Source organism: Desulfofundulus salinus, assembly GCF_003627965.1.
GTDB lineage: Bacteria > Bacillota > Desulfotomaculia > Desulfotomaculales > Desulfovirgulaceae > Desulfofundulus > Desulfofundulus salinus.
On the sequence record NZ_RBWE01000001.1, the window covers coordinates 1,503,606 to 1,515,214 of the forward strand.

The 11,609-nt window shown below is 59.3% G+C and carries 10 protein-coding genes; all 10 read left to right on the forward strand.

Going from position 1 to position 11,609, the window contains the following annotated elements:
* The first annotated feature begins 114 nt into the window (after nucleotides 1-114).
* The 10 genes from D7024_RS07715 (at nucleotide 115) to D7024_RS07760 (ending at nucleotide 11,596) form a co-directional block, all read left to right on the forward strand.
* Complete coding sequence (locus tag D7024_RS07715; RefSeq protein ID WP_121451263.1) at nucleotides 115-729, forward strand: phosphoribosylanthranilate isomerase; 615 nt, start codon at nucleotides 115-117, stop codon at nucleotides 727-729.
* Between the two features lie 25 nt (nucleotides 730-754).
* Nucleotides 755-1,945 carry a tryptophan synthase subunit beta gene (gene trpB, locus D7024_RS07720; protein ID WP_121451264.1) on the forward strand — a complete coding sequence of 397 codons (1,191 nt, stop codon included), beginning with the start codon at nucleotides 755-757 and terminating at the stop codon, nucleotides 1,943-1,945.
* Nucleotides 1,946-1,998: 53 nt separating this feature from the next.
* The gene (gene trpA / locus D7024_RS07725) at nucleotides 1,999-2,808 is read left to right on the forward strand and encodes a tryptophan synthase subunit alpha (RefSeq protein ID WP_121451265.1); all 810 of its coding nucleotides are present in this window, start codon (nucleotides 1,999-2,001) and stop codon (nucleotides 2,806-2,808) included.
* A 13-nt stretch (nucleotides 2,809-2,821) separates the two neighbouring features.
* Nucleotides 2,822-3,661 carry a 3-deoxy-7-phosphoheptulonate synthase gene (gene aroF, locus D7024_RS07730; protein ID WP_279221019.1) on the forward strand — a complete coding sequence of 280 codons (840 nt, stop codon included), beginning with the start codon at nucleotides 2,822-2,824 and terminating at the stop codon, nucleotides 3,659-3,661.
* Between the two features lie 487 nt (nucleotides 3,662-4,148).
* Nucleotides 4,149-5,183, forward strand: a complete 1,035-nt coding sequence (gene aroF, locus D7024_RS07735) for a 3-deoxy-7-phosphoheptulonate synthase (protein WP_121451267.1) — start codon at nucleotides 4,149-4,151, stop codon at nucleotides 5,181-5,183.
* Nucleotides 5,176-6,270, forward strand: a complete 1,095-nt coding sequence (locus D7024_RS07740; RefSeq protein ID WP_121451268.1) for a prephenate dehydrogenase — start codon at nucleotides 5,176-5,178, stop codon at nucleotides 6,268-6,270. The genes aroF (D7024_RS07735) and D7024_RS07740 overlap by 8 nt, the downstream gene beginning before the upstream one ends.
* A 411-nt stretch (nucleotides 6,271-6,681) precedes the next feature.
* Nucleotides 6,682-7,974 (forward strand): 3-phosphoshikimate 1-carboxyvinyltransferase, encoded by a 1,293-nt coding sequence (gene aroA, locus D7024_RS07745; protein WP_121451269.1) that lies wholly within the window; start codon nucleotides 6,682-6,684, stop codon nucleotides 7,972-7,974.
* A 106-nt stretch (nucleotides 7,975-8,080) separates the two neighbouring features.
* Nucleotides 8,081-8,758, forward strand: coding sequence for a (d)CMP kinase (gene cmk / locus D7024_RS07750; RefSeq protein WP_121451270.1), 678 nt, complete (start codon nucleotides 8,081-8,083; stop codon nucleotides 8,756-8,758).
* The gene (locus D7024_RS07755) at nucleotides 8,758-9,336 is read left to right on the forward strand and encodes a lysophospholipid acyltransferase family protein (RefSeq protein ID WP_121451271.1); all 579 of its coding nucleotides are present in this window, start codon (nucleotides 8,758-8,760) and stop codon (nucleotides 9,334-9,336) included. Before cmk ends, D7024_RS07755 begins: the two co-directional genes overlap by 1 nt.
* A gap of 19 nt (nucleotides 9,337-9,355) precedes the next feature.
* Nucleotides 9,356-11,596: a bifunctional 4-hydroxy-3-methylbut-2-enyl diphosphate reductase/30S ribosomal protein S1 gene (locus tag D7024_RS07760; RefSeq protein ID WP_121451272.1), complete on the forward strand. Its 2,241-nt coding sequence runs from the start codon at nucleotides 9,356-9,358 to the stop codon at nucleotides 11,594-11,596.
* Nucleotides 11,597-11,609: the final 13 nt, after the last annotated feature.

Consider the following 11,609-nt stretch of genomic DNA (forward strand, 5'->3'; position numbering starts at 1 on the left):
GAGCCGGCCCGAAGCGAGCCGCGGTGCTGTCGGCGCGAAGCACTGGAGTGAGCGGGGACAGCGCCGCATCCCGCCAGGTTCATTGAATTTTACTCTGGGGGAAGGTATTGTTCCATGGTAAGGGTAAAAATCTGTGGCATCACTGATATTTCCAGTGCCCTGGCAGCCGCTGAAGCGGGAGCAGATGCCCTCGGTTTTGTCTTTGCCCCCAGCCCCCGGCGCATCACCCCGTCCCAGGCCTGCCGGATCTGCAGGGAATTGCCGCCCTTCATCACCCGGGTGGGAGTATTTGTAGATGCCCCGCTGGAAGAAGTGCGGGCCGTGGCGGAATACTGCGGACTGGACGCGATCCAGCTGCACGGCAGTGAATCCCCGGACTACTGTCGCGCCCTGGGCCGCAGGGTGATCAAGGCCTTCCGGGTTGGTGATGAAATCGACCCGGTAGAGTTATCCCGCTATCCGGCAGATGCCATATTGCTTGATACCTTTGTGGCCGGTCAAAAGGGAGGCACCGGGCAGCCCTTTGACTGGCAGCTGGCCGCCGGTTTAAAGCTTTCCCGTCCCCTCATCCTGGCCGGCGGCCTGACACCGGAAAATGTCGGCCGGGCGGTGGCCATAGTGCAGCCCTACGGGGTGGACGTCAGCAGCGGGGTGGAAAAGGACGGGCAGCCGGGAAAAAAGGACCCGGACAAAATCCGCCGCTTCATTGCCGCAGCCAAAGGCCTTTAGCAATATATACAAGGGGGAAAAACACATGCCTTTACCGGATGAACGGGGCTACTTTGGATCCTTTGGAGGCCGTTACGTGCCGGAAACCCTTATGCCGGCCCTGGAAGAACTGACCGCGGCCTACCAGGAAGCCCGCCGGGACCCGTCCTTCTGGCAGGAGCTGGAATATTATCTGCAGCAATACGTGGGACGGCCCTCACCATTGTATTTTGCCCGCCGTCTGAGTGAATACTGCCGGGGGGCCAGGATTTATCTCAAGAGGGAAGACCTCAACCACACCGGTGCCCACAAGATAAATAATACCATTGGCCAGATTCTCCTGGCCCGGCGCATGGGTAAGAAACGGATTATTGCCGAAACGGGTGCCGGTCAGCACGGGGTGGCCACAGCTACCGCCGCTGCGCTGTTCGGCATGGAATGTGCCGTATACATGGGCGAAGAGGATATGGCCCGCCAGGCCCTGAACGTCTTCCGCATGCGCATCCTGGGTGCTACGGTGGTTGGTGTGACGGCGGGCAGCCGTACCCTGAAAGATGCCATGAACGAAGCCATGCGGGATTGGGTGACCAATGTCGATACCACTTATTACCTGATCGGATCGGTGGCCGGCCCTCATCCCTATCCCGTGATGGTGCGGGATTTTCAGCGCGTGATTGGGGTGGAGACCCGCCGGCAGGTGCAGGAGCAAACCGGGAGGCTGCCCGATGTAATCGTGGCCTGCGTGGGCGGGGGGAGCAATGCCATGGGCATATTCCACCCCTTCCTTGAAGATAGGGAAGTAAAACTGGTCGGGGTGGAAGCAGCGGGCTGCGGGCTGGAAACCGGCAAACACGCTGCCACCCTTAACCGGGGCCGCCCGGGTATTTTGCACGGCTCGAAAAGCTACGTCCTGCAGGATGAAGATGGCCAGATCAACCTGGCCCACTCCATTTCCGCCGGACTGGATTACCCCGGTGTGGGTCCCGAGCACAGCTATTTGAAAGAAACGGGCCGGGTCGTCTATACTGCCGTAACCGATGGGGAGGCCCTGGAAGCCTTTCAACTGCTCTGCCGCACCGAGGGAATCATTCCGGCCCTGGAAAGTGCCCATGCCCTGGCCCAGGCAGTGAGGATGGCCGGGGAAATGCCTCAAGATGCCATCATCGTGGTAAACCTCTCCGGCCGGGGGGACAAGGATGTGCAAACCGTGGCCCGCGCCCTGGGAGGGGAGGGCTAAAAAAATTTAAATCTTAAAGGAAAGGAGTAACCAGGCCCTCCTGGGAAACAGCCATGAAAGGAAACCGCATCACCCAACGTTTTTCTGCCCTGGCCCAAGAAGGGAAAAAGGGTCTGATCACTTACATTACCGCCGGGGATCCGGATCTGGATACAACCGCCCGACTGGTTGAGACCATGATTGAGGCCGGGGCCGACCTGGTGGAAGTGGGCATCCCCTTTTCGGATCCCGTAGCCGACGGCCCGGTTATCCAGCAGGCCTCTGCCCGGGCTCTGGCCAACGGCGTACGGGTTAAGGACATCATCCGCATGTGCGCCGGCATCCGGCAAAAAAGCACCGGTGTTCCTTTAATCCTGATGACCTACTACAATCCCGTTTTTCAGTACGGGTTGGAAAATTTTGCTCGGGACGCCGCCCGGGCCGGGGTGGACGGCCTGATCGTGCCCGACCTGCCCTTTGAAGAGAGCGAAGAATTGCTGGGGCATACTGATCGTTATGGACTCGCCCTCATACCCCTGGTGGCTCCTACCACCACCGAAAAAAGGCTGGCCGCCATGGCTCCCGCGGTCCGGGGCTTTGTCTACTGCGTTTCGGTCACCGGAGTAACCGGTGCCCGGGAGGAGATTCACACCGACCTGGCGAAATTCATGCAGAAGGTGCGCCGGCACATACAGCTTCCCTGCGCCATTGGCTTCGGCATTGCCGGTCCGGCGCAGGCTGCCGCGGTGGCACCGTACTGTGATGCCATGGTGGTGGGTAGCGCCATCGTCGACCTGGTGGCCCGGGCGGGTACGGGAGATCCCGCTCCGGCGGTGGCCTCCCTGGTAAGGGAAATAAAGTGCGCTATCGAAAAGTGTGCCTGATGTTTAAAGGGTTATTAAGGAGGTACGCACCTTGCCTTCCTATGAACTGGTTGGCCGGGAACGCCAGCCGCAAAACACAGTGATTGATCTAAAAACCTGCCGCCTCGGGGACGGCCAGGTGGTAATTATTGCCGGTCCCTGCGCCGTAGAGAGTGAGGAGCAGATGCTGGGGCTGGCCCGGACCCTCAAGGAGATGGGGGTACATATCTTAAGGGGCGGAGCCTTTAAACCCCGCACCTCTCCCTATTCCTTCCAGGGACTGGGAGAAGAAGGTTTGCGTATTCTGGCCCGGGCCCGGGAACTGACCGGTTTGCCCGTGGTCACCGAGGTCACCGACGTGCGCTACCTGGACATGGTTTTGAAATACACCGATATTCTCCAAATTGGCAGCCGCAACATGCAGAACTTTGACCTGTTGCGGGAAGTCGGACGGGTTCAGCATCCCGTGCTGCTCAAAAGAGGGTTCGCCGCCACCATCGAGGAGTGGCTGCTGGCCGCGGAATATATTCTGGCCGGGGGCAACCACAAGGTTATCCTGTGCGAGCGGGGCATACGCACCTTTGAAACCTATACCCGTAACACCCTGGATATAAACGCCATCCCTGCCGTTAAGGAGCTTTCCCACCTGCCTGTAATTGCCGATCCCAGCCACGGCACGGGACGCCGCTCCCTGGTGGCCCCGGTGGCCAAAGCGGCGGTAGCGGCGGGAGCCGACGGATTGATGCTGGAAGTTCACCCCTGCCCTCAAGAGGCCCTTTCCGACGGCCCCCAGTCCCTGTTCCCCGAACAACTGGGGCGGCTGATGGCAGAACTGCGCCCCCTGGCTGAAAGCCTCGGACGCAGGCTGTCCTAAAAAAACAGGGCTGCCATAACTTACAATAACCACTATAAAAACTGAGTTATCCCCAGTTTTAAGAGCGTGATTTAGCTCGAAAGCGAGCGACTTGAGCCAAGCGGAAGACCAAACTTAGCGAAATTGAGGACGGAGGCGGGGCCGAGGCCTTGGATGGCCGAGGCCGGCTCCTGAGGCACGGAAGCCGAATGAGCCGGGAACCCCGCCGGAGTCCGAAAATTGAGCGCTAGTTTGGTCCGCGAGGCTCATGGAGCGAGCGGGAGCTAAATCACGCTTGGCGAAAAAGTGGGGATAACTCAGCTATAAAAAGCGTTGCCAGCAATGGTGGCACATGCTAAGATAAAATTGTGTTACGGTTGCAGGATGGTAGTACGGTAGGGGAGGGATGGTCTATGTATTTTTGACCCTGCGGGCACCTCCTGAAAGGGTGCCCTGTTCAGTTTTACGGGTAAAATAACGGCAGTACGGACAGTACGGGGGGTCAAAAATGATTGTCGTCATGCAACAGGATGCAACCAGTGAGCAGGTAGAAGCAGTAGTGGCGCGGCTGGAAAAGAGCGGTTTTCAAGTGCACCTCTCCCAGGGGGTAGAGCGGACCATCATCGGGATTATTGGCGACCGCACCCGCCTGGGGGATATGGCCCTGGAAGCCATGCCCGGCGTGGAAAAGATAATGCCGGTGCTTCAACCCTATAAGCTGGCCAGCCGGGCCTTTCATCCGGAAGACAGCGTGATCATGGTGGGGGATCTGGCCATCGGGGGGGAAAAGATCCATGTGATGGCCGGACCCTGTGCGGTGGAAAGCCGGGAACAGTTGCTGGAGGCGGCCCGGCAGGTGAAAGCTGCCGGGGCTACCATTTTACGGGGAGGTGCTTATAAGCCCCGTACTTCCCCCTATTCCTTTCAAGGGCTGGAAGAGGAGGGTTTGAAGCTTCTGGCCGAGGCCCGGGAACTCACCGGGCTAAAAGTAGTCACGGAAGTGATGGATGTGCGCACCCTGCCCCTGGTGGCGGAATACGCCGACATTCTACAAATCGGTGCCCGGAACATGCAAAACTTCTTCCTCCTGCGGGAAGTGGCCCGGGTCGATAAACCTGTCCTTTTAAAACGCGGCCTTTCATGCACCATTGAAGAGTGGCTCATGGCGGCAGAATACATTATGTCCGGAGGCAACCATCGGGTGATCCTGTGCGAGCGGGGCATCCGCACCTTTGAAAACTACACCCGCAACACCCTGGATCTTACCGCCGTGCCGGTGGTCAAATACTTAAGCCACCTGCCGGTGGTGGTAGACCCCAGCCACGGCATCGGTAAATGGCGGTTTGTGCCCACCATGGCCCGGGCGGCGGTCGCCGCCGGTGCCGACGGCCTGCTAATCGAGGTGCACCCCAACCCGGCGGAAGCCCTGTGCGACGGCCCGCAGTCTTTAACTCCGGAAAATTTTGCCCACATGATGAAGGAATTACGCGGTGTAGCCCGGGCCGTAAACCGCCAGCTGGCCGGGGGAGTTGCTGATGTTTAACCAGGTGACCATCATCGGCGTGGGTTTAATAGGCGGCTCTCTGGGGCTGGCCCTGCGCCGCCGCTCCCTGGCCCGCCGGGTGGTAGGGGTGGATAAAAACCCGGAAAACCTTCGCCTGGCCCGGGAATCAGGGGCCGTACACGAAGCCACATTTGATGCTGCGGAAGCGGTGGCCGGATCGGAACTGGTCATCCTGGCCACACCGGTGGGTGAAACCCTATCCGTCCTGGCCCGGCTGAAATCACATCTTTCGCCGGGTACGGTGGTCACCGATGTGGGCAGCACCAAGGCGGTGGTCTGCGCCCGGGCGGCGGAAATAATGCCGCCCCAGGTCTGGTTTGTGGGAGGCCACCCCATGGCCGGCTCGGAATATACGGGCATGGCCGGGGCGGATCCCTACCTTTTTGAAAACGCCTTTTACATCATCACCCCCCTCCCGGATACACCCCCGCCGGCCATTGAGCGGGTAAGGTCACTGGCCGCCGGGGTGGGGGCTAAAGTGGTGGAAATGACCCCTGCAGAACACGACCAGGCCGTGGCCGCCGTCAGCCACCTGCCCCACCTGGTGGCCGTGGCCCTGGTGAATACCCTGGTGGATTTACCGGGGGGAGAGGATTTTCTCCCCCTGGGCGCCGGGGGGTTCCGGGACACCACCCGGGTGGCCGCCGGCAATCCCCTGATGTGGCGGGATATTTTTCTTACGAACACACCGGCCGTTGCCGGGATGCTGGCCGTCTTTCGCCGGCAGCTGGATCAGCTGGAAGAAGTAATCAAAAACGGTGATGGCGAAAAAATCCTCGCCCTTTTAGAACGGGCCAGCCGGGTGCGCAAAAAAATCCCCGCCCGCATGCGGGGATATTTGGGGGCCATGTACGAAATAGTGGTGGGGGTTCCCGACCGCCCGGGTATGATTGCTAAAATAGCCGGCCTCTTGGGAGACGCGGGCATCAACATTAGCGACATCGAAATCCTCCGGGTGCGGGAAGGGGAAGGGGGCTCCATACGCCTGGCCTTCGCCACCGCCACCGAACAGGACGAAGCAGCGAATATCTTAAGACAGGCCGGGTACCAGGTAGTGAAGCGGTGACATCATCCCCTTAATACAATCGGGGGATTCCGATCTAAAGTATCCCCAGTTTTTTAGCCTGTTTTGGCTCGGTAGCGAGCGACTTGAGCCGAGCGGCCGGCCAAACTTAGCGAGGTGAAAAGCGAAGGCAGGCCCGAGGGCATGGATGCCGAAAATGGAGGTTAGAGGTCGGAAGTTGGAAGTCAGAAATTAGGAAGGAATTCGCGCAGCGAATTCCAACAGCAGTTCTAACCTCTGACATCTGACTTCTAACTTCCAAATTGGCCGGGAAGCCTGCCGGAGCTTTGAACCGAGCACTAGTTTGGCCCGCGAGGCTCACTGGAGCGAGCGAGAGCCAAAACAGGCCAGGTTGGAAAGTGGGGATAACTCAAGATTCCGAGAGATATTTTGTAAATGAAAGGCAGGCAAGGTATGAACCTGGAAATTACCCCACCCCGGGCGCTGCGGGGGAGCACCAGGGTTCCCGGGGATAAATCCATCTCACACCGGGCGGCCATGCTGGGCGCCCTGGCTGAAGGTGATACACAAATTGAAAATTTTCTTATGGGTGCCGATTGCCTGGCCACGGTGAAATGCCTGGCCGAAATGGGAGTGTCTTTCACCGGCCCCGATGAAAACGGCCGGCTCACGGTACACGGCCGGGGCCCTGCGGGCCTGAAGGAACCGGAAAACGTGCTGGACGCGGGCAATTCCGGCACAACCATACGTCTTATGCTGGGCATCCTGGCCGGGTTGCCCTTTTTTACCGTGATTACCGGGGACGCCTCCCTGCGCCGGCGGCCCATGAAACGGGTCACCGCCCCCTTATCCATGATGGGTGCCCGCATCTGGGGGCGCCAGGAGGCCAATCTGGCTCCCCTGGCGGTGCGGGGTGGTGAACTGCAGGGTGCAGGCTTTTCCCTGCCCGTAGCCAGCGCCCAGGTGAAGTCGGCCCTGTTGCTGGCCGGCCTTTCGGCCCGGGGTGAAACCCGGGTCGTTGAACCCGCCCCGTCCCGGGATCATACGGAACGCATGCTGCAGTACTTCGGCGCTGAAATACATAAAGAGGGGCTTACCGTCTGGATAAAGGGCGGGCAGGTCCTGGCGGGGCGGCGGGTAACCGTACCGGGCGACATCTCCTCGGCCGCTTTCCTTATGGTGGCGGCGGCGGTGGTACCAGGCTCCGACGTGACCATACGGGAAGTCGGGGTCAACCCCACCCGGGACGGCATTCTGGAAGTGCTGCGGGCCATGGGTGCCGATCTGGAGGTTTCCAACCAGCACCAGCTGGGTGGTGAGCCGGTAGCCGACATCCGGGTTCGCCATTCCCGTCTCAAAGGGGTTACCATTGGTGGGGAATTGATTCCCCGCCTTATCGATGAAATTCCCATTCTGGCCGTGGCCGGTGCCCTGGCAGAAGGAGAACTGGTGGTACGGGATGCCGCGGAGCTGAAGGTGAAAGAAAGCAACCGCATTGCCACCGTGGTGGGAGAATTAAGGAAATTTGGCGTGGAAGTGGAGGCGCTGGCCGACGGCCTGCGGGTACGGGGTGGCCGGCCCCTCACGGGGGCCTCATGCGCAAGCCACGGGGATCACCGCATAGCCATGGCCATGGCCGTAGCCGGTCTGGCAGCCCGGGGCAAAACGGTAATTCATGATGCGGGATGTGTGGATGTTTCCTTCCCTGGTTTCGCCAGTATTTTAAGCTCTTTACGGGTAGACTAATGCCGGGAGAGTTTCCCCCGGCTTCTTTTTTCTTTACATTGAAGGAAAAAATTTTGCGGTGTCGAAATAAAAAGGATATTTGTGTTACTATAATGGGGAGATGACCATGGTTCCCAGGATGTCTGTTGCCATCGATGGTCCGGCCGGGGCGGGTAAAAGTACGGTGGCCCGGGAACTGGCCCGGCGGTTGGGCTTTTTATATATCGATACCGGAGCCATGTACCGGGCAATAACCTTAAAGGCCCTGCGCCGGGGATTAAACCTTACCGATGAAGAGTCTTTAAAGGCACTGGCCAATGAGAGCCGGATAGAATTAACCACTGATCCCGACCGTCTGACCCGGGTATTTCTTGACGGCGAAGACGTAACTCAGGCCATCCGGGAACCGGAAGTCTCACGCCACGTTTCACTGGTGGCCGGGTTGCCCGGCGTGCGGGAAGTCATGGTGCGCCGGCAGCGGGAGCTGGCGAGATGTGAAAATGTGGTTATGGATGGGCGGGATGTGGGTACAGTGGTTCTCCCAGACGCACAGGTGAAAATTTTCCTTACCGCATCGCCCGAAGTCCGGGCCAGGCGCCGCCAGCTGGATTTGCAGGCCCAGGGGCACCACGTTCCTCTGGATTCCTTAATCCAGGAAATCACGGAACGGGACAGGCAGGACAGCTGCCGTTCCGTGGCTCCATTAATGCCGGCCCCTGATGCCTGGGTTATTGATAGTTCACACCTGAATGCCGAACAAGTGATTGAAATGATTGCCGCCCGGGTCCTGGGGAGGTTGTCCTGATGTTTTACCGTTTTGCCCGGGCAGTATGCCGGGTGATCCTGGTCCTTATCCGTCGCTGGGAAGTGGTGGGAGCACATCACCTTCCCCGTTCGGGAGGGGTGCTGGTGGTCAGTAACCACGTCAGCTACTGGGATCCCGTTGTGGTGGGCTGCGCCCTGGACCGCCAGGTGCATTTTATAGCCAAGGCCGAACTGTTTCGCATACCCCTTTTGGGACCGGTAATACGGGCTTTAGGCGCCTTTCCCGTGCGCCGGGGCGGTGGCGACAGGCAGGCCATCCGGCGGGCACTGGAACTGTTAAAGCAGGGCCGGGTGGTGGGTATTTTCCCCGAAGGAACCAGAAGCAAAAGCGGTGAACTCCTGGAACCACATCTGGGGGCGGCCATGCTGGCCCTGCGGGCAAAGGTTCCCGTACTGCCGGTGGCGGTACTCAACACCCGGGGAGTCTTCGGCAGGGTCCGGGTACATATAGGTAAACCGCTGGTGTTTTCCCGTGACGACCAAACTGGCCGGCCGGATTACCAGGCGGTCAGCCGGGAATTAATGCGGGAAATTGCCAGGCTTATGGATAGCGGGTAAGTAAGACGGTGATTTGTCAATGCAAGTGCGGCGGGCTGCAAAAGCGGGTTTTTGTTTTGGCGTAAAAAGAGCACTGAATCTGGCGTTGCAAACGGCCAGGGAGCGGGACGGGCCCGTTTACTGCCTGGGCCCCCTGATCCATAACCCGCAGGTGATGGAAAAATTGGTGGCAGTGGGAATACAGGAAATAGCCGGGGTGGAAGAAGCCTGTCCCGGGGGGAAGCTGATCATTCGCTCCCACGGCGTGGGTCCCGGTGTACTGGCTGCCGCCAGGGAACGTGATTTGAAGGTAGTGGATGCCACTTGCCCCTTTGTGGGCAGGGCACAAAAGCTGGCCCACTCGGAAGCCACCGGCGGCACGCTGGTGGTGGTAGTGGGCGATAAAAATCATCCCGAGGTTCAGGGTATTGTGGACTGGACCGGTGGGCGGGCGGTAGTGGTGGAGGGGCCCGGGGAAGCCCAAAAGTTGCCGGCGGTGCCCCAGATGGCCGTGCTGGCCCAAACCACCCAGCCGCTGGCCAACTTCCAGGCAGTGGTGGATGTCCTGCAACAAAAAGCGGGACAACTGAAAGTATACAATACCATCTGTCATGCCACCGGGGCCAGGCAGCAGGCCGCCCTGGAACTGGCCCGGGAGGTGGATATGATGGTGGTGGTTGGCGGAGCAGCAAGCGCCAATACCCGCAAGCTGGCCACCCTGTGCCGGCAGGCGGGTGTACCAACCTATCAGGTGGAAACCGCCCGGGAACTGGATCCCGCCTGGTTCAGGGGGGTGAAGGTAGCGGGATTGACAGCAGGGGCATCCACACCTGACTGGATTATCGAGGAGGTAGAACGACGGATGAAGGAGTTGGGCGAGATGGTAGCTGTGGAGGAAAGCATCAAAGACACAAATGTTGACGGGGAGGAAAGACAACAGGTAGCCCCCAGCGGTGCTGCCGGAGAGACTGCCGGGGAAGCTCCGCATGCCGCCCAGGATACCACCGGGGACAAAAATGACGAAGCCGCCAGCGCTGTCGCCCGGGAAGCTGCGCAAGGCATACCCGCCGCTGACTGCACAACCGGCGCTGCAGCCAGCACGGGGGGAAATGCCGCCGAAACCGCCAGTGTAGAGGACGGCATGAAAGAAGCCGTAGAGGTAAAATCCCTGCGTCCGGGGCAAATCGTGAAGGGTGTAGTGGTCCAGGTAGGTCCCGACGAAGTGCTGGTGGATGTGGGTGCCAAGTCGGAAGGCATTATTCCCTTAAGGGAATTATCCTGCTACAATGTAAGTTCCCCCGCAGAAGTGGTAAAAGTCGGGGATGAAATAGAAGTAGCCGTCATCAAAGCAGAAGACAATGAAGGCCGGCTCATCCTTTCCAAAGAACGGGCCGATGCGGAAAGGGCCTGGGTTAAATTAAATGAGCATTTGGAGAACGGCGAGCCGGTGGAAGGCACCGTGCGGGAAGTTGTCAAAGGTGGACTTCTGGTGGATGTGGGCTTAAGAGCCTTTTTGCCTGCCTCTTTAGTTGAAAGGGGCTACGTGGAGGATCTGGGCAAGTATGTGGGAGAAACGGTCAGGGCCAAGGTAATCGAGTTGAACCGGGGCAAGCGGAAAGTCATCCTGTCCCGCAAGGCCGTACTGGAAGAAGAAGCAGTCCGCAGGCGCAAGGAAATGCTGGAAAGTTTACAGGAGGGCCAGGTAGTACGGGGCGTGGTACGCCGGCTCACCAGCTTTGGCGCCTTCGTGGACATTGGCGGCGTGGATGGACTCCTGCACATTTCGGAAATGGCCTGGTACCGGGTTAACCATCCCTCCGAAGTGGTGAATGTGGGCGACGAAGTAGACGTGATGGTCCTCCGGGTGGACCGGGAGAATGAAAAAATTTCCCTGGGCTTAAGACAGGTGTTACCCAACCCCTGGGATAACGTGGAAGAAAAATATCCCGTGGGCAGCATCGTACGGGCAAAGGTAGTCAGACTCGCACCCTTTGGGGCCTTTGTACAGCTGGAGCCAGGGGTGGAGGGACTGGTACACATTTCTCACCTGGCCGACCGGCATGTAGCTACTCCCGATGAAGTGGTCCAGGAAGGAGACGAGGTGGAAGTCAAGGTACTCAGTGTGGACCGCGCCGAAAAGCGGATCCGCCTGTCCATCCGGGAAGTCAACCGGGAGCGGGAAAGGGAGAGCCGGCGCGCTAAGGAGCCGGGACACCAACACACCGACAACGGTGCCAGTGTAACTATAGGTGAGGTAGTAGGAGACCTTTTTGAAAAATAAACCTGCCTTTACT

Bases quoted from the DNA above. Each gene is read 5' to 3' on its own strand.
- D7024_RS07760 (WP_121451272.1), top strand. From the start codon at position 9,356: ATGCAAGTGCGGCGGGCTGCAAAAGCGGGTTTTTGTTTTGGCGTAAAA.
- cmk (WP_121451270.1), top strand. From the start codon at position 8,081: ATGGTTCCCAGGATGTCTGTTGCCATCGATGGTCCGGCCGGGGCGGGT.
- aroF (WP_121451267.1), top strand. From the start codon at position 4,149: ATGATTGTCGTCATGCAACAGGATGCAACCAGTGAGCAGGTAGAAGCA.
- D7024_RS07740 (WP_121451268.1), top strand. From the start codon at position 5,176: ATGTTTAACCAGGTGACCATCATCGGCGTGGGTTTAATAGGCGGCTCT.
- D7024_RS07715 (WP_121451263.1), top strand. From the start codon at position 115: ATGGTAAGGGTAAAAATCTGTGGCATCACTGATATTTCCAGTGCCCTG.
- D7024_RS07755 (WP_121451271.1), top strand. From the start codon at position 8,758: ATGTTTTACCGTTTTGCCCGGGCAGTATGCCGGGTGATCCTGGTCCTT.
- trpA (WP_121451265.1), top strand. From the start codon at position 1,999: ATGAAAGGAAACCGCATCACCCAACGTTTTTCTGCCCTGGCCCAAGAA.
- aroA (WP_121451269.1), top strand. From the start codon at position 6,682: ATGAACCTGGAAATTACCCCACCCCGGGCGCTGCGGGGGAGCACCAGG.
- trpB (WP_121451264.1), top strand. From the start codon at position 755: ATGCCTTTACCGGATGAACGGGGCTACTTTGGATCCTTTGGAGGCCGT.